We start from the raw sequence: 18,421 nt of genomic DNA, 5'->3' as shown, positions 1-18,421 counted from the left end.
GTCATGACGCCGGAACAGAGCTGTCGGGAAGCCTTCGTGGAGGCTTCCTCTTTTTTGGAGAAGTGCGGCGTGTACGAGCCGAAAAACAATGCCCGGCTGCTGCTGGAACATGTACTCGGCGTCTATGGCGCCCAGTACTACATGATGCAGCCGGAGCCCTTCCCCAGCGAGCATCGCAGCCGCTGGGAAGACGCCGTCACGCGCAAGGCTGCGGGTGAGCCGGCGCAATACATTATCGGCAGCCAGGAATTCTATGGGCTGCCGTTCGAGGTCACGCCGGCCGTGCTGATTCCGCGGCCGGAGACCGAGCTGCTGGTCGAGGCTGTGCTGCGCGAAGCCGACCGCGTGTTTCCTGACGGCGCTCCGCTCGCCGTCGATATTGGCACGGGCAGTGGTGCCATCGCGGTGACGATGGCTTCACTACGCCCGCGCTGGCAGGTAGGCGCCGGAGATCTCTCGGCGGCTGCCCTGCAAGTGGCCGCGCGTAACGCGGCTGCGAACGGGGTACAGATCGACTTCCGTGAAGGCGATCTGCTGGCCCCGTTCGCCGGGGCTCGGGTGGACATCTTGGTGTCCAACCCGCCATATATCCCGGCGGCGGATATAGCCGGGTTACAACAAGAGGTGCGAGATCATGAGCCGCGCATGGCACTGGACGGCGGTCCGGACGGGCTTGCACCGTACCGTATCATGCTGGAGCAACTGGCGCTGCTGCCTGCGCCGCCGCAGATCATTGGTTTTGAACTTGGCCAGGGGCAGGCTCGCGACATCGCGGATCTGCTTGAAACGGCGGGACATTGGCCGGAAATTATCATTGTACCGGACCTTGCCGGAATCGAGCGGCATGTCCTGGGTGTTCGTACTTCGGAACAGGTGACGAAAATGTAAGGTTCCGCGGGTTTTCTTTTTACCGTGAAATCCTCTACAATGAGATATACCGAAGATTTCTGAATGCTTGGGGGAACATAATTACATGCTGCACAAATTTAAAAAGATAGACTATTCTATTGTGTTTATACTTGTTATTCTGATGGTTATCAGTATTTTATCGATTTACAGTACAACGTTTGGTCGTCCAAAGCTGGAGGGACTCCCGAAAAGTGCAGTGATCTTTTATATTTTGGGATTCGTAGTCTTTTTTGGGATGTCGATGATCAATTATAAATTCATAATCAAAAATTATTTATATATCTATGGCGTGGGTATGCTGCTGCTCATATTCGTAATGTTCTTTGGTAAAGAGTACTACGGTGCAAAAGGTTGGCTGTCCATCTTCGGGGTCAGTTTGCAGCCTGCTGAGTTGTTCAAGTTATGCCTGATTGTGTTTTTGTCGGCCTTTTTGGCCCGAAAGAAGAATCGTCCGCTCTATTTTGGACGTGATGTTATTCCGATCTCACTCTGTGTTCTGCCGCCATTACTACTCGTATTGCTTCAAAATGACTTGGGAAATGCGTTGAGTTATGTTGTCATTCTTGTGGGCCTGTTATGGATCGGCAACATTAAATTTACGCATGCCCTTATTGGTTTTATTATTGCTGTGGCTACCTTTATCGGCGGTACACAAGCATATATTCATTATCATGATGAGATTGTTAAATTTCTGAATGACATTGGACGTTCGCACTGGGCGGATCGCTTTGACCCCTGGCTTGTACCAGAGCTGACCTCAAGAGATGTGCTCTGGCAAACGTATAATGCAAAGCTTGCGATTGGTTCTGGTGGTATTACGGGCAAAGGGTATATGGAAGGCACGACGATTCAGTCGAATCGGGTGCCGCTGGCCTATGCTGACTCCATCTTTGTACAGATTGGGGAGGAATTTGGCTTCATCGGTGCTTCCGTATTGCTTTTGCTGTACTTTATCCTGATTCACAGGCTGGTGCTGATTGCACTGGAGTGTAAGGATCGCGCGGGGCCTTATCTAATTGTAGGTATTATAGCGATGCTGCTCTACCAGATCTTTGTTAATATTGGTCCATTCATTGGTCTGATGCCGTTGACAGGAATTACGCTCCCGTTTATCAGTTCGGGCGGTACCTCCATTATGATCAACATGATCAGCATGGGTCTTGTGATGAGTATTAAGGTCCACACGGAAGAGAACGAGGATATTCTTGGCTCTGCGGAACAACCGAGTATTACAGATCTGGTGATGAAGTTGCTAAGACGCAAGCCATCCCAGCAGGAGCAATAACGTTCTCGAATCAAACCGTTAAATAACACGTTAGATTTATGTATATAAGCTATAGAAATTGAACTAATCTTTTACACGATAACGGAGAGGACAGAAAAAAACTGAAAAAGCAAAGCGTTCGCCTTTATCACCGGATTTTCCCTTGAAAAAAGGGAATCGAAAAAATCTGGGGATAACAGCGATTGGAAGGTTATTCTGTCATCGTAGTATCAGTGTAAATAATCCTTAGTTTAACTTATATATAACTATAGAACCCTGGAACAGATCAGCCCAAGTTGGGATGGATGTTTTAGGGTTTTTATTGTTTTTACGGTGTAATTCAGGCCATTGAATATTTCACTTTTTAGCCTGAAACGATCCTGATTTCCATCTTATCATCCATTTATATACAATGGTAATATTGAGTTTAATTGGAAATCATAGAATGCTAGATTTCAGGGGGATGGATGGAGTCATGTTGAGAATGCTGAAAAAGATGGACGGTGTTATTCTTTTTGTAATGCTGTTGCTCATGATTATTAGTGTATTTGCGATTTACAGCGGAACGCAGACAGATGCCAAACTGGCGAATCACCATGTCAAAACAATTTATTTCTATGTGGCCGGGTTCATTGCGGTGCTTGTGATCGGGCTTGTGAATTACAAGTTATACGTGAGATATGCGTTTTATTTGTATGGCTTGGGAATTATACTGCTGATTCTGGCTAATGTCCTGGGAAGTTCGATCAATAACGCCAACGGTTGGCTGAAGCTTGGCGAGAATTTTTCTTTTCAACCGGCAGAGCTGTTCAAGATGATTCTGATTCTGTTCCTCGCCCATTTAATTGTGAAGAGACAACGAGGCACGTTGAAATTTTGGAGAGATATTGTGCCGATTGGCTGTTGGGCGTTTATTCCGTTTGCCCTTGTTATGGCTCAGAATGATTTGGGAAATGCGCTGGGGTACGTGGTGATTCTGGCTGCGGTATTCTGGATCGGAAATATGAGGCTGAAGCACGCATTGATTGCACTGGCGATCGTGGGGGTAGCGTTCTTTGGTTTTGTTAAAGCCTATACCTTCTACCATGATGAAGTATTCACTTTTCTTGAGAAGATAAAACGTGAGCATTGGGCAGAGCGTATTGATCCCTGGCTTGTACCGGAAAAGGCTACCTCCAAAGCTTCCTGGCATACGAAAAATGCAGGTTTAGCCATCGGTTCAGGGGGCATCATTGGCAAAGGTTATTTGCAAGGAACATCCGTTCAGAGTGGACGAGTCCCCTATACGTATTCTGATTCCATTTTTGTTGTGATCGCAGAGGAGTTTGGCTTTGTTGGTGCATCCGTACTGATTCTGTTGTACTTTATTCTGATTCAACGTATGGTGCTGATTGCTCTGGCATGCAGAGATCGCGCTGGACCAGTCATCATTGTAGGTATTATCGGAATGTTGTTGTATCAGGTGTTTGAGAACGTAGGGGCGTTCCTCGGACTGATGCCACTCACAGGCATTACGTTACCTTTCATCAGTTACGGTGGCACCTCTCTGCTCATTAATATGGCTTGTATCGGTGTAGTCATGAGCATTAAGTTGTATGGACAAGAAGAGGAAGATGAACTTCTCATAGGGGAGCAGCAACCTCGGTTATCGGAACGTTTATGGAATATGCTCAAGAAAGAGAAAAGTGCTGTGTAACTGTTGAGTCGGTATAGTGAAAAGTTAAGCGGTGGGATGCATAACGTGACTGTTCGTAGGAATAAAGAGGTTGATTTGCCCTGTAACCAGGTGCAGATCAGCCTTTTTAACATGTTGGGTGAGAAAGTGTGAATGAGAGATGGGAGAAGAGAGAATCAATGCAGAGGGTGTCTTCAAGCTACCGTAAGTAGAAATGTACCTGAAAAGAGTCGGGAACAGAGTGTTAAGTATGGTGTGGAGCTTCAGGTGCCAGCTGCTAGGAGCTAACGAACCTGACACCGCTTATTCGGGGATTCGAAGTGCCCGGAGAAAGCTAAGGAATCTGAGACACGTTATATCATCATAAACAGCCTTTTGTAGCTTGTTGGTCAGATGATTTTGGGAAATAATGTGTCTGGTGTTCCTTACAATTTCAAAAGAAGACCTGAAGGCCAAATAAGACGTCCTTGGTTCCTTAGAACATCGACTGGTCATTCGCCCAAGGTCAACCAGCGCAGGTTTCGAGGCTTTTTGAACAAACTCTAGTAGATTTATTGCAAATGATAGGTTTACTTCCGATTCTCCGGGGCATACTGATAGACATGAGAGAGTTGCAGGCAACGTGATCAGAGAGCCGAGGGGGAGAACGGAATGAGCAGACGAATTGTAAAGCAAATTGGACTTATTATTGTATGTCTTATGATGATTATCATGATGTGGGAAGGTCAGAAAACGGATGCAGCTGTGGCGGCCACAGCAATTCCGGAACAATCGATTCGCTTGCGTATTCTAGCAAACTCGGATGCACCGGGAGATCAATTGGTGAAACGCGAGATTCGGGATGCTGTCGTTGCTCAGATGGGCGAGTGGGTAGCCGAACTGGAGAATCCGCAAAGTCTGGATGAAGCGCGCAAGGTTATTCGTGAGCATTTGTCCGAGATTGAGAATAGAGTAGGAGAAGAGTTGGCCAGTCGCGGTTTAAATTATGAGTATCAGGTGGAGCTGGGTTCCGTTCCGTTCCCGACCAAACTATATGGTGGAACTGTGTATCCTGCCGGAGATTATGAAGCGGTTCGGATTACGCTGGGCGAAGGAAAAGGTCAGAATTGGTGGTGTGTGTTGTTCCCGCCGCTGTGCTTCATTGATGCAGGGACTGGGGATGCCCTGGCGAAACCTTCAACGGTATCGGCCGCTGCAGCTGAACCTGGAGATGCAGAGGCATCTGTGCAGGGAGATACACCGGAAGCAAGATTCTTTCTGTGGGATATGGCTGTGAAACTGTGGAGTTGGATAACTGGATTGTTCGTATAACAACGAATTTATACTATGAATAAGGGCGACTTCGATTCAGGGAGCTGCCCTTTTGATATGAATTAGTGGCGAGGATATAGCGAGACTTATGCGTGGAGTGAAGTTTGAAGGGCATCCGAGTTGGGACAGGTATGTTATAATTACTTATATTGAATATGGATATGAACTAACCTACTTGAAACTTAGGAATGATGATATATGAGCAGAGAAAACGAACCAGCGCAACACACCTCTGAGATGAGGGATGGTAGAGAAGAACGTGATATGAAAGCTCCGGTAGCACTGGTCACCGAGATGTGGGATGTACGCGTCTTGGTGAGCGCTGAGAATGATCACGGATTGGGTAATATTGAATTGTTGGGTATGAAAAAGGGGAGCGCCGAACAACAGGCGCTCGCCGACTTGCAGGCTGCTGCAGCCTGCATTCGTCAAGGTCAGACGGTGGCCTTCCCGACCGAGACGGTCTATGGCTTGGGTGCCGATGCGCGTAGCACAGCAGCCGTGGAGGCTGTATTTGTCGCCAAAGGCCGACCTTCCGACAATCCACTGATTGTGCATATCGCGCATCGTGACCAATTGGATGCTCTGGTCACGGAAGTGAACGAAACGGCGGAAGCGCTGATGGCGGCCTTCTGGCCGGGACCACTGACGCTTGTGCTGCCGGTTAGGCCGGGGGCGGTGTCCCCGCGTGTCACCGCGGGTCTGGACACGGTGGCCGTGCGCATGCCGGACCATCCGGTGGCCTTGCAGTTGATCGCGGCGGCGGCATGCCCTGTGGCTGCGCCAAGCGCCAACCGCTCCGGGCGGCCAAGCCCGACACTCGCGTCTCATGTACGCGAGGATCTGGATGGCCGCATCGGCGGCATCGTGGACGGCGGCCCCACCGGGGTGGGCGTCGAGTCCACGGTTGTGCAGGTCGGTGACGACGGTACCGTCACCATCCTGCGCCCTGGCGGCATTACGGCGGAACAACTGTCCGCCGTTGCCGCCCGTGTCGCCACGGACCCCGCGCTACTCGCGGAGGGGGCCGATGGCGTGGGCAGCCCGGCGCCGCGCTCGCCGGGCATGAAGTACACGCACTACGCACCCGCAGGGGCGCTGTGCGTGGTAGAAGGGCCGCCCGCAGCGGTGGCGGCCTGGATCAGCGCCGCCCTCGCAGAGGCGGCGCAGCGCGGAGAGCGCACCGCGGTGCTGGCGTTCGCCGAGCACGCGGAGCAGTACCGCGCCGATGCCGTGTTCTCGCTGGGCGACGCCAGCGAGCTGGAAGAAGCAGCGCGCCGGCTATACGCCGCGCTGCGCAGCTGCGATGAGCAAGGCGCCACATATATTGTGGCTGAAGCTTGCTCACGCGAAGGGCTGGGAGCAGCCGTTATGAATCGGCTGCTCAAGGCTGCAGGGAACCAACTCATACAAGTTGGCAACCAGCAATCCTCTTAATCTCTCCTGATCATACAGTCAGGAGAGTAATCACTCTTTTTCCAAAACAAAATCAAGATTCTATAAAGCCCAGCATCTGACCAGAGATCCGTCGCCGTTTGCCTTTCATCGGTCATGTTTAGGTCCTTGTCCGCATATCGTGTACAAGAACCTTTACGTGACTTGGGGGTATGGGGATGTGGGATGTGTCTGCCCATGTAGGGCAGTTGGTAACCATTTTGATCATGGCTGTTGCGCTTGGCCTCGATGCGTTCTCACTCGGAATCGGAATTGGCATGAAGGGCATTCGGCTGCGGGATGTATTGCGAATCAGTATTGTAACAGCGCTATTTCATATCATCATGCCGCTCATCGGCATGTATATGGGCAAATACGTCAGCTCCCTGCTCGGCGACATTACGACGTATGCGGCAGGTGGATTGCTTGTTTTGCTGGGTGCTCATATGATTCTGAATGCATTCCGTGAAGGCGATACAAAGCTGGTGGACCACCGTTCCCTGCTCGGTGTTGTTTTGTTCTCCCTCAGCGTAAGTGTGGATTCGTTCTCCGTTGGCGTTTCCTTAGGGATGTTTAGCAGTGATCTGATCTTAACCGTACTTGCTTTCGGCGTTTGTGGCGGGGTGATGTCGGTGATGGGTCTGCTATTAGGCCGTCGGGTGAGCCAGAATCTAGGGGATTACGGCGAAGCTATTGGTGGCGCAATCTTGCTTGCGTTTGGACTTTTGTTTATATTTTAGAATAAAACTTGAGATATCATATCATTTGCATCATATGTAAAATGGGGAGGCTAACACAATGAAACATATTTTATTCGTATGTACAGGAAATACGTGCCGCAGCCCCATGGCAGAGGGGCTTTTGCGAAAACTGGCATCAGAGCGTGGCATTCAGGTAGAGGTTCGCTCTGCAGGTGTGGCAGCAACGTCGGGTATGCCGATCTCCCGTCATGCGGAAGCAGTGTTGAGAGATCATAACGTTGAAGGTCCACCTCATTCCACACAACTTAGCTCTAACCTGGTAGGTTGGGCCGATCTGGTTCTAACATTAACACGGAGTCATAAGCAACATGTCATGCAGGTATTTCCCGATTCAGTCCACAAAACCTATACATTGAAAGAATATGTGGAGGATGATGAACAGGTATTAAGTGATGTTCAGGAGTTGGACAGCCTGTTTGCAACGCTGGAGATGAAACGTGCCCTTGGGCAAGAGATCCTGGCATCGGAGCGTGAACGAGCCATTGAGATTAGACAACGAATCCCAAGTTTCGACATCTCCGATCCATTTGGGGGAAGTCGTGATGATTACAATATAGCTGCAGCTGAGATTCGGACTGCATTGGACCGGCTTTTGGATAAGCTGGGATAATTCTGATCCTGCGGGGCAGGTTATAAAAATAGGACATGTGATGTAAATTAACCGTTGATTTTAGACGCGGGTTGTTTTATGATGAAGGGGAAAACAGGGATCCGGTGTAACTGGCGACGAAGTGGGCATAACCACGATGGAGCACCGGAACAAACGGCCGGTCGCCTGGGCAAAAGAGCAATTCTGCGTTACCCGCAGACTGCTCTTTTTTTCGTCTTTCATCTGATTATTCGCTATAATAGTACCTGAGATGCCGTGCAAGAATACGAAGGACAACCAAGAGACAGCGGGCATGATTTTATCGGGAGGCGATGATAGGATGACTATAGAGTTAGATTCGGAACAACCCGGATTGCAGGAACAGACCGCGTCTATTCTGCATGAACTGGCGCTTGCTGGACAGCTTGGGCCTGGACAGATCGTTGTGATCGGTACAAGCACAAGTGAAGTCGCAGGCGCTCGGATTGGTACGAGTGGTGCCATTGAAGTGGCACAGCAGCTTCTTGCGGGTATACGCGAGGTGCAGGAGGAATTCGGTTTTGATACGGTATTCCAATGTTGTGAGCATCTGAACCGTGCGCTGGTAATGGAGCGTTCTGTGCTTACTCGTCTTGGATTGACCGAGGTTGGTGCAGTACCCGTGCCCAAGGCCGGAGGTTCAATGGCATCCGCAGCATATCGTTCGCTGACCGATCCATGCCTGGCTGAACATGTGCAGGCCCATGCGGGACTGGACATTGGGGAGACGATGATTGGGATGCATCTCCGGCATGTAGCCGTACCCTATCGTACAGCGCTCCGCTATGTTGGAGATGCACGTGTGACCACAGCGTTGACTCGTCCGAAGTTGATTGGCGGCGAACGCGCGGTGTATCGTATGGAAGAACAACCAGATTCAACATTTTGTGACTAACATATAAAGCGAGACTAATTGGGTTACACTCCTGACTTTGATTGCATCACCATCTTCCGATCGCTGTTATCCCCAGATTTTTTATTCCCTATTTAAAGGGGAAATCCGGTGATAGCCTATGCTTCCGGAGTAGCTTTCTAAAGAAAGCTTTTTGGCGACCACTTCGTTTCTTCAGATTGGTGTTGCACTCGCCGTTTTTGTGTAAACATTAGTTTCACTTTATAAATTCACTTATAAACTGGGAGGAATTTAATCATGGAACAATTGCGCAAGAATGACCCGGCAGTACTGGAAGCGATGAATCTTGAACTGAAACGTCAACAGAACAACATCGAACTGATTGCATCCGAGAACATCGTAAGTGAAGCAGTAATCGAAGCAATGGGATCTGTTCTGACCAACAAGTACGCTGAAGGATATCCAGGCAAACGTTACTATGGCGGTTGTGAGCATGTGGACATCGTTGAAGACATCGCGCGTGATCGTGCAAAAGAATTGTTCGGAGCAGAACACGTGAATGTCCAACCTCACTCCGGTGCACAAGCGAACATGGCAGTATATCTTGCAGCGTTGAAACCTGGTGATACTGTACTCGGTATGAACCTTGCCCATGGTGGACACCTAACACACGGTAGCCCGGTTAACGCATCCGGTTTGCTGTACAACTTCGTAGCATACGGCGTACAGGAAGATACATTCCTGATTGATTATGATGAAGTACGCAAAGCGGCTTTCAAACACCGTCCTCGTCTGATCGTTGCTGGTGCAAGTGCATATCCGCGTACCATTGATTTTGAAAAGCTGGCTTCCATCGCCAATGATGTAGGCGCTTTGTTCATGGTGGACATGGCTCACATCGCAGGACTGGTTGCTGCTGGTTTGCATCCAAACCCGGTTCCACATGCGCATTTCGTAACAACAACAACACACAAAACGCTGCGTGGACCTCGTGGTGGTATGATTCTGTGCCGCAAAGCGTGGGCAGCAGCGATTGATAAAGCCGTATTCCCTGGTTCCCAAGGTGGACCTCTAATGCACGTGATCGCTTCCAAAGCGGTAGCATTTGGAGAAGCTTTGCAGCCTTCGTTCAAAACATATGCACAGAACGTTGTGAAAAACGCACAGGTTCTGGCTGAAACACTGATCGCTGAAGGATTGAACATCGTATCCGGTGGTACAGATAACCACTTGATGCTGATTGACACACGCAGTGTAAACATCACAGGTAAGGAAGCTGAGCATGTGCTCGATTCCATCGGTATTACCGTGAACAAAAATGCAATTCCATTCGACCCTACAAGCCCGTTTGTAACGAGTGGTATTCGAATTGGTACACCTGCTGCAACTTCCCGTGGCATGAACGAAGAAGCTATGGTAGCGATCGGTAAGATCATTGCCAAAACACTGAAAAATCCAAAAGATACAGCGAAGTTGGATGAAGCTCGTGCAGAAGTGACTGCACTGACAGACCAATTCCCGCTCTATACAGATCTTAAATACTAAAAAACTTTGCTCATGCTGCTTTCTTTTGAGTTTTGATAAATTGGAATACAAAAGACGAAGCTGGCAGAATGCAACCGGAGAAGCGAAGCGCTCGCCTTTATCCCATGATTTTCTCCTTTTATAGGAGAATCAAAAAAATCAGGGGATAACAGCGATCGTAGGTGCAATCTGTTTGCGGAGCATCACTTGTATTCATATTTTTCCCACTCAATGACATAACAGCATGAGCAAAACAGGACCGGATGGATCATTTTCCGGTCCTGTTTTTTATAGGATTCGGTAATCTGTAATGATTGGGTGCCCTTTGATGGTGTAATTCGTTGTTGGTGATGATATAATATACAGGATTTATCGAGCCCATGAATGGTGGCTAGGTATATTTGGAAATGCTTAACATGAAGAACTTACCGGAGGGACAAATTAGATGGGAAAATTAGTAATATGTGATCACCCTTTGATTCAACACAAACTGACGTTTATACGCGACATGCGTACGAATACGAAAGATTTTCGTGAATTGGTGGATGAAGTAGCAACGTTGATGGCTTATGAGATTACAAGAGATGTTGAACTGGAAACGATTGATGTACAGACACCTGTAGCTGCAACACAAGGTAAAGTCATCTCTGGACGTATGCTCGGACTGGTGCCGATTCTGCGTGCAGGACTCGGAATGCTGGATGGCGTTGTGAAATTGTTGCCAGCGGCAAAAGTTGGACATGTTGGTCTGTTCCGTGACCCGGAAACACTGCAACCGGTAGAATACTACACCAAACTGCCTACAGACGTAACAGAGCGTCAATTGATTGTAATTGATCCGATGCTGGCAACGGGTGGTTCGGCAATTGCAGCTATTGACGTGCTCAAAAAACGTGGCTGTACCCAAATCAAAATGATGAACCTGGTTGCAGCACCGGAAGGCGTAAAAGCTGTGCAAGATGCACATCCCGATGTGGACATCTATGTAGCAGCATTGGACGACCGTCTGGATGATCATGGTTACATCGTTCCAGGACTTGGAGATGCAGGAGACCGTCTATACGGCACTAAATAAGCATATCGCATGCTTGTAATCGGAACTTATAGAAAAGGGGCTTTGCTCGAATGTCCAACAAAATTAAAGTCATGACGATCTTCGGGGTGCGTCCGGAAGCCATCAAGATGGCTCCGCTTATTTTGGAATTGCAAAAACACCCTGAGTCTATTGAATCTATTGTTTGCGTAACTGCGCAGCATCGCCAGATGTTGGATCAGGTACTTGAAGTTTTCGACATTCATCCCGATTATGATCTGGATGTGATGAAGGACCGTCAGACATTGAATGAGATTACAATTCGTGTGCTTGGTGGTCTGGAGCCGGTGTTAGCCGAAGCTAAGCCGGATATTGTACTGGTTCACGGGGATACATTAACTACCTTTGTAGCGAGCTATGCAGCATTCCTGCAACAGATTCAGGTAGGGCATGTGGAAGCGGGGCTGCGGACGTGGAACAAGTTGTCTCCATATCCGGAAGAGATGAATCGTCAGCTGACGGGAGTACTGGCTGATCTACACTTTGCGCCTACGGATTGGTCTTCTTCCAATCTTGCCAAAGAAAATAAATCGGAGTCTAGTACGTACGTCACAGGCAACACGGTAACAGATGTGTTTCAATATACAGTACGGGAGGACTACACACACCCGGTACTTGATTGGGCCCAAGGCAAACGCCTTGTGCTGATGACAGCTCATCGCCGTGAATCTCAAGGCGAGCCTCACCGCAACATTTTCCAGGCCGTCAAACGGATTGCCGACGAATTCGAAGATATTGCCATCGTGTACCCGGTGCATCCAAGTCCTGCTGTGAAGGAGCCGGCTCACGCGATTTTGGGGAATCATCCCCGTATTCAATTAATTGATCCACTAGACGTGGTGGATTTGCATAACTTTTACCCGCACACTCACTTGATTTTGACCGATTCAGGCGGTTTGCAGGAAGAAGCACCTTCGTTTGGTGTGCCTGTGCTCGTATTGCGCGATACAACAGAACGCCCGGAAGGTATTGAAGCCGGAACGCTGGAATTGGTAGGTACCGAAGAGGAACGTGTGTATGAACGGACCAAAGCTCTGCTTACAGACAAAACCCTGTATGCAAGCATGAGTCAGGCTGCCAATCCATACGGTGATGGACATGCTTCGGAAAGAATTGTCAATGCGATTTTGCACCATTTTGGTGTAAATAGTGAGCGTCCGGAATCATTTCACAGAAAATTCAAAAAATAATACAATTTTTCTGACGGATTTATAAAGGGCATAGCATACAGTTAAACTGTACGGTTTACGCGGGTTTATGGGCTTTGAGGGTCTGTATTCCCGTCGTTTTCCCCTTTAAAACGCTAAAATCATTCAATTGACAAAGGCTCTCATCATTCAGTAAAATTAACTGGGATTGCAAGGGTGGCGTGGAAAATGGCCGATTCGAACAAACCAAATTCATCCCGTAACCATGACGATAATGTATGGAAAGCGATGGGACTCGTGACAGCTTTTGGGATCGAGATTGCCATTCTCGCTGTTGCCGGATATTACGCTGGCTCCTGGTTGGACAAGACCATCGGAGGTAACGGAATATGGATCGCCGTAAGCGTTCTCTTTTTTCTTGCGGCAGGCGGTGTAAGCATCTACTTTATCGCGAAAAAATTCATGGGGGAAAGTGATGAGTGAACTAACCAGATACCGCAGATCGATGACTGTTTTCATCATGTACTTTCTTATGATTTGTTTTCTCGCAGCGGCCTTTATGCCACGTGTGGAGACAATTGCTTTGGGACTAGCCCTGGGTACAGGAATTAGCTGGATCAATGCATTTTACTTGGGCTACAAAGTAAGGAAAATGTCTGATGATGCGGCAGAAGGTAACTTGAAGCGTGTGAACCTGGGATTTTTGACAAGAGCGGCACTCGCTGTGCTCGGTATATTCATATCGATGCGCTTTCCGCAGTACTTCAATACATATGCGGTTGCAGGCGGTCTCGTCATTGCACAATTTTCCTTACTGATTATAGGGATTGTCCATTCCCGCAGAGCAGAATGATGTTAAGGGCTGCAGCTTTCAAGTCGAGAAAGGGGTGAGAAAAATATGCATGAAGCTCCAATTATTATGCTTGGCGGATTTCGACTGGATCTATCGGTTCTGTTGATGCTGGTAGTTACAGGTGCAATTGTTTTTATTTTTGCTGTACTGGCAACACGGAGATTATCCGTTGAAAATCCCGGCAAGCTGCAAAATTTTATGGAGTGGGCAGTAGAATTCGTCCGCAATCTGATTTCCAGCACAATGGATATGAAGAAAGGTAAACATTTTATCTCTCTCGCTCTTTCCATGATTATGTTCATTTTTGTAGGGAATATGCTCGGCCTTCCGCTCGTAGCTGTATCTGAAGTAACAGATGTTAGTCAGGCACAGGTATTCGGTAAGCCGATTGTTACAGCGGTGGAGGCGTTTGAAGAAGCGCATGCCAAGGATCCTGAAGCACACCCACACGTTGAACTGGCTTGGTGGAAATCACCAACAGCCGACTTGTCTGTAACGATGGGACTCGCTCTCGTAGCGTTCCTTGTATCTCATGGACTGGGATTGTTCCGCAACACAAAAGGATATCTCCAGCATTACCTTAAGCCATTCGCCTTGTTCTTGCCAATCAACTTGATTGAGACGGCATCCAAGCTGTTGACACACGGTATGCGTCTATTCGCGAATATCTTCGCGGGTGAGGTACTGATCGCAACGATCCTGAAACTGACCACATTTAAAGTGTTTGGTGCTATTGCAGCGATTCCGCTACTAATGGTGTGGCAAGGCTTCAGTATCTTTATCGGCGCGATCCAGGCATTTGTGTTTGTTATCTTGATGATGGTGTACATTTCACAGAGCATCGAGACGCACGACGAGCATTAAGTTTCAAGCCCTACGAAGATTTCTTCACCAGGCTGAACAATAAAAAATTCGATTTATCATTTTAAGGAGGATATACAAATGGGAGCAATGGCATTAATCGCAGCAGCAATTGTTGCAGGACTGGGCGCGTTTGGCGCAGGTATTGGTAACGGTATGGTAATCAGCAAAACGGTGGAAGGTATTGCCCGTCAACCGGAAGCAAAATCCACTCTTCAAACAACTATGTTTATCGGTGTAGGTTTGATCGAGGTATTGCCGATCATCGGTGTGGTACTCGCGTTCATGTTCTACGGTATGGCTTAATTAAATTTTAAAGGTTTGGCGGGGAAGGCCATAGCCATCCGCGCCTTCTTTTTAGGTAATGTCCGTTCTAACGGATGACGTTTCAAGGATACCTCCAGGAAGGAGTGAACAGATTGAGTTTCATATGGGAAAATACGCTTCTTGCGATTGTTGCATTTGCAATTTTATATTGGCTGCTTAGCCGTTATGCCTTCGGGCCTTTGTTCTCCATTATGGAAAAACGTCGTGAACTCGTGATGACGCAGATGAATGAGGCTGCACAGACTCGGGAACAGGCCATTGCCTATGTGGAGGAACAAAAACAAGCTCTTGAGCAAGCACGCCAAGATGCTTACGACATCATTGAACAGTCCAAACAAACGGGTGGCAAACAAGCTGAATCGATTTTGGCTGATGCAAAAGCTGAAGCTAATCGTCTGAAAGACGATGCAGTACGCGAAATCGAGAGCGAGAAGAACAAAGCAGTCGCAGCACTTCGCAGCGAACTGGGTACAGCTTCCGTTCAGATTGCATCCAAGTTGATCAAAAAAGAAGTTGAGAACGGTCCTGCACAAGAAGAGCTTGTGAACCAATACCTCAATGAGGTAGGAGGCCGACAATGAGCCGCGATACGATTGTTGCCAAGCGTTATGCGAAAGCATTGTTCGAAGTTGCTCTTCAGCAACAGCAGGTGCTTGAGGTTGAACAGGAACTGGTTGCAGTAGTCAGTGCATTGACCGGAGATGCAGATATCGAGAAATTTATCGTATCCCCTAATATTTCTGATGAAGCCAAACAGAACGTGATTCACTCAAGTCTTGATGGCAAGGTATCCGATTCTGTCCTTCGTACAGTCTTGTTGTTAATTGAACGCGGACGCGTTGAATTGCTGGGAGACTTGCTGAATGATTATCGGAAGATCCAAGGTGAGTCGCTGGGCATCGCTGATGCACGTGTCTACTCGACTTATGCGTTGAATGATGAAGAAAAAGAAGCGGTAGCCCGTGAATTCGGTGGCCGTGTGAATAAAAAGATTCGTATCGAGAACATTGTTGATCCGACTCTGCTGGGCGGATTGAAAGTCGCCATTGGCGATACGATCTATGACGGCAGCTTGGCTGGCAAGCTCGAACGTCTTGAGCAGTCTTTTAACAGACGAGTACAGTAGATTGGGGTGAGGACACTTGAGTATCAAACCAGAAGAAATCAGTACATTAATTAAGAGCCAAATCGAACAATACAAGACCGATATCGATGTAGTCGAAGTCGGAACGGTAATCGAGGTTGGTGATGGTATCGCTCGTGTTTACGGACTTGAGAACGTCATGTCCAACGAGTTGGTTGAATTCCCAAGCGGTGTTATGGGACTCGCCATGAACGTCGAAGAAAGCAATGTCGGTGTCGTTATCCTGGGACCTTACTACGATATTCGTGAAGGTGACCAAGTGAAACGTACTGGTCAAATCATGCAAGTGCCTGTAGGCGAAGCATTGATTGGACGCGTTGTGAACCCGCTCGGTATTCCTGTAGATGGCAAAGGGCCAATCGCTACAACGGAATTCCGTCCAGTTGAAGGTAAAGCACCAGGTGTAATGGATCGTAAATCGGTTCATGAGCCGATGCAAACAGGGATCAAAGCCATTGATGCAATGGTTCCAATCGGTCGTGGACAACGTGAGTTGATCATTGGTGACCGTCAAACAGGTAAAACATCAATCGCGATTGATGCGATCCTGAACCAAAAAGGTAGCGGCATGAAGTGTATCTATGTGGCTATTGGTCAGAAACAGTCTACGGTTGCTCAAGTTGTGGAAACTCTTCGTCGTAAAGGCGCAATGGAGTACACAATTGTTGTAACTGCAGCAGCTTCTGATCCATCACCACTCTTGTACATCGCACCGTATTCCGGTTGTTCGATGGGTGAGTACTTCATGTACAAAGGCGAGCACGTTCTGGTCATCTATGATGACTTGACCAAACAAGCCTCTGCATACCGTGAGCTTTCCTTGTTGCTTCGTCGTCCACCGGGCCGTGAGGCTTATCCTGGTGACGTCTTCTACCTGCACTCCCGTTTGCTGGAGCGTGCTGCGAAGCTGAATGACGAACTTGGTGGTGGTTCTTTAACCGCACTTCCGTTCATTGAAACACAAGCTTCCGACGTATCTGCATACATCCCAACGAACGTAATCTCCATCACGGACGGACAAATCTTCTTGGAAGCCGACCTGTTCAATGCTGGACAACGCCCGGCGATCAACGTAGGTATTTCCGTATCTCGTGTCGGTGGTTCTGCTCAGATCAAAGCGATGAAAAAGGTTGCAGGTTCCCTGCGTCTCGACCTCGCTCAATATCGTGAGCTTCAAGCGTTCTCCCAGTTCGGTTCCGATCTGGATAAAGCGACTCAGGCCCGCCTGAATCGTGGTGCGCGTATGATGGAAATCCTGAAGCAAGGTGTTAACCAGCCACTGCCTGTAGAACAACAGGTTGTCAGCTTGTACACTGCGGTTAAAGGATTCCTGGATGAGATTCCAACAGGTGATGTTACTCGTTTCGAGCGTGAGTTCCTCGCGTTCATGGAGAGCAGCCATCCGGAGATTCTTGCATCCATCCGTGATACTAAAGAATTGACTGCAGACAACGAAAATGCACTGAAAGGTGCAATTGAGAAGTTCAGAAAGAGCTTTGCTGTCTCTGTCTAAATAAATGATTGCAGGTGCGGAGTTGTCTAACCGATTCCGCATGTCTGCATGTAATACTTTGACTCTGTCAAAAAAGATGATGCTTACGATGTAGTTTTGACTTTGTCAAAACTAGTGGTGATGCTTACGAAGTAACTTTGACCCCGTCAAAGTAGGGTTGTGCTTACGATGTAGTTTTGACTTTGTCAAAACTTTAAGGTGGTGAAATCATGGCAAAAGGCATGCGCGAAATTAAGCGGCAAATTAAAAGCGTACAAAGCACCAAGCAGATCACCAAAGCAATGGAGATGGTAGCTGCTGCAAAACTGCGTAAAGCGCAGGAAAAAGCGGAAGCAGCCCGTCCTTATTCGGAGAAACTGAAAGAGGTTGTAGCTAGCATTGCATCAAGCACGCAAGGGATACAGCATCCGATGCTGGAGAGCCGTCCGGTCAAAAAGACAGCTTACCTGATCATTACATCGGACCGTGGTCTTGCAGGTGGATACAATGCGAACGTTTTGCGTCAGGTTAATCAGACGCTCAAAGAGCGCCACAACTCCCAGGATGACTACGAATTGTTCGTCATTGGACGTAAAGGACGCGATTACTTCAGACGTCGTGAGATGGCGATGGCATCCACAACAACGGATCTGTCGGATTCGCCTTCATTTGCAGACATCAAATCCATCGCACACGAAGCTGTTCATGGGTTTGAACTGGCTGAATTTGATGAATTGTACATTTGTTATAACCGCTTTGTGAATGCGTTGACCCAGATTCCTACGGTAGAAAAACTTCTTCCGATGGAAACACCTGAGGTAACTGCTGCGGAAGGACCAACGGCAAGCTACGAATACGAGCCGTCTGCTGAAGCTGTACTGGAGGTTTTGCTTCCGCGTTACGCGGAAACGCTGATCTATGGTGCACTTCTGAACGGTAAGGCAAGTGAGCTCGGCGCGAAAATGACGGCAATGGGTAATGCAACCAAAAATGCATCCAAACTCATTAATGACTTGTCATTGACTTACAACCGTGCCCGTCAAGCGGCGATTACGCAGGAGATTACGGAAATTGTGGCAGGTGCCAACGCAGCACAAGGCTAACCGTTTTTTTATTAATGAAGGCTTGCAGAGCAAAGATAAAC

The 18,421-nt window shown here is 48.2% G+C and carries 19 protein-coding genes and 1 riboswitch; all 19 genes read left to right on the top strand.

From position 1 onward, the window contains the following. The first annotated feature begins 3 nt into the window (after positions 1–3). The 19 genes from prmC to atpG all read left to right on the top strand — a co-directional run bounded on the left by prmC (position 4) and on the right by atpG (position 18,380). Complete coding sequence (gene prmC / locus NZ043_RS06515) at positions 4–888, top strand: peptide chain release factor N(5)-glutamine methyltransferase (protein WP_339312671.1); 885 nt, start codon at positions 4–6, stop codon at positions 886–888. 85 nt (positions 889–973) lie between these two features. Next, complete coding sequence (locus tag NZ043_RS06510) at positions 974–2,194, top strand: FtsW/RodA/SpoVE family cell cycle protein (protein ID WP_091036279.1); 1,221 nt, start codon at positions 974–976, stop codon at positions 2,192–2,194. 454 nt (positions 2,195–2,648) lie between these two features. Continuing rightward, entirely contained in the window at positions 2,649–3,869 is a 1,221-nt protein-coding gene (locus NZ043_RS06505) for an FtsW/RodA/SpoVE family cell cycle protein (RefSeq protein ID WP_133386102.1), read from the top strand. A 630-nt stretch (positions 3,870–4,499) separates the two neighbouring features. After that, positions 4,500–5,159: a stage II sporulation protein R gene (spoIIR, locus tag NZ043_RS06500; RefSeq protein WP_091036283.1), complete on the top strand. Its 660-nt coding sequence runs from the start codon at positions 4,500–4,502 to the stop codon at positions 5,157–5,159. 363 nt (positions 5,160–5,522) lie between these two features. After that, positions 5,523–6,596, top strand: coding sequence for an L-threonylcarbamoyladenylate synthase (locus NZ043_RS06495; RefSeq protein WP_240768224.1), 1,074 nt, complete (start codon positions 5,523–5,525; stop codon positions 6,594–6,596). Positions 6,597–6,772: 176 nt separating this feature from the next. Continuing rightward, a complete protein-coding gene (locus tag NZ043_RS06490) occupies positions 6,773–7,333 on the top strand; it encodes a manganese efflux pump MntP family protein (RefSeq protein WP_017691925.1) in 561 nt (186 codons plus the stop codon). Positions 7,334–7,391: 58 nt separating this feature from the next. Continuing rightward, on the top strand, positions 7,392–7,964 hold the full coding sequence (locus NZ043_RS06485) for a low molecular weight protein arginine phosphatase (protein ID WP_036612575.1): 573 nt from the start codon (positions 7,392–7,394) through the stop codon (positions 7,962–7,964). A gap of 96 nt (positions 7,965–8,060) precedes the next feature. Continuing rightward, a riboswitch (ZMP/ZTP riboswitch) is annotated at positions 8,061–8,142 on the top strand. A 141-nt stretch (positions 8,143–8,283) separates the two neighbouring features. Then, positions 8,284–8,877 (top strand): TIGR01440 family protein, encoded by a 594-nt coding sequence (locus tag NZ043_RS06480; RefSeq protein WP_076254013.1) that lies wholly within the window; start codon positions 8,284–8,286, stop codon positions 8,875–8,877. A gap of 255 nt (positions 8,878–9,132) precedes the next feature. After that, the gene (gene glyA, locus NZ043_RS06475; protein ID WP_017691928.1) at positions 9,133–10,380 is read left to right on the top strand and encodes a serine hydroxymethyltransferase; all 1,248 of its coding nucleotides are present in this window, start codon (positions 9,133–9,135) and stop codon (positions 10,378–10,380) included. 424 nt (positions 10,381–10,804) lie between these two features. Then, positions 10,805–11,434 carry a uracil phosphoribosyltransferase gene (gene upp / locus NZ043_RS06470; protein ID WP_017691929.1) on the top strand — a complete coding sequence of 210 codons (630 nt, stop codon included), beginning with the start codon at positions 10,805–10,807 and terminating at the stop codon, positions 11,432–11,434. 50 nt (positions 11,435–11,484) lie between these two features. Next, entirely contained in the window at positions 11,485–12,642 is a 1,158-nt protein-coding gene (gene wecB / locus NZ043_RS06465) for a UDP-N-acetylglucosamine 2-epimerase (non-hydrolyzing) (RefSeq protein ID WP_036667768.1), read from the top strand. A 186-nt stretch (positions 12,643–12,828) separates the two neighbouring features. Further along, complete coding sequence (locus tag NZ043_RS06460; protein WP_024632723.1) at positions 12,829–13,083, top strand: AtpZ/AtpI family protein; 255 nt, start codon at positions 12,829–12,831, stop codon at positions 13,081–13,083. After that, positions 13,076–13,453 carry an ATP synthase subunit I gene (locus NZ043_RS06455; protein ID WP_062836961.1) on the top strand — a complete coding sequence of 126 codons (378 nt, stop codon included), beginning with the start codon at positions 13,076–13,078 and terminating at the stop codon, positions 13,451–13,453. Before NZ043_RS06460 ends, NZ043_RS06455 begins: the two co-directional genes overlap by 8 nt. A gap of 45 nt (positions 13,454–13,498) precedes the next feature. After that, on the top strand, positions 13,499–14,317 hold the full coding sequence (atpB, locus tag NZ043_RS06450) for a F0F1 ATP synthase subunit A (protein ID WP_091036293.1): 819 nt from the start codon (positions 13,499–13,501) through the stop codon (positions 14,315–14,317). Positions 14,318–14,395: 78 nt separating this feature from the next. Then, a complete protein-coding gene (atpE, locus tag NZ043_RS06445; protein ID WP_017691934.1) occupies positions 14,396–14,620 on the top strand; it encodes a F0F1 ATP synthase subunit C in 225 nt (74 codons plus the stop codon). 113 nt (positions 14,621–14,733) lie between these two features. Next, positions 14,734–15,222, top strand: a complete 489-nt coding sequence (atpF, locus tag NZ043_RS06440; RefSeq protein ID WP_036612568.1) for a F0F1 ATP synthase subunit B — start codon at positions 14,734–14,736, stop codon at positions 15,220–15,222. Then, the gene (locus NZ043_RS06435) at positions 15,219–15,767 is read left to right on the top strand and encodes a F0F1 ATP synthase subunit delta (RefSeq protein WP_036612565.1); all 549 of its coding nucleotides are present in this window, start codon (positions 15,219–15,221) and stop codon (positions 15,765–15,767) included. Before atpF ends, NZ043_RS06435 begins: the two co-directional genes overlap by 4 nt. Positions 15,768–15,783: 16 nt before the next feature. Continuing rightward, positions 15,784–17,298, top strand: coding sequence for a F0F1 ATP synthase subunit alpha (gene atpA / locus NZ043_RS06430; protein ID WP_047840700.1), 1,515 nt, complete (start codon positions 15,784–15,786; stop codon positions 17,296–17,298). A 209-nt stretch (positions 17,299–17,507) separates the two neighbouring features. Then, positions 17,508–18,380 (top strand): ATP synthase F1 subunit gamma, encoded by an 873-nt coding sequence (gene atpG / locus NZ043_RS06425; protein WP_076209796.1) that lies wholly within the window; start codon positions 17,508–17,510, stop codon positions 18,378–18,380. Positions 18,381–18,421: the final 41 nt, after the last annotated feature.

The sequence above is a fragment of the Paenibacillus sp. FSL k6-2145 genome (assembly GCF_037976585.1).
GTDB lineage: Bacteria > Bacillota > Bacilli > Paenibacillales > Paenibacillaceae > Paenibacillus.
This window is presented reverse-complemented; position numbering and strand designations above follow the sequence as displayed.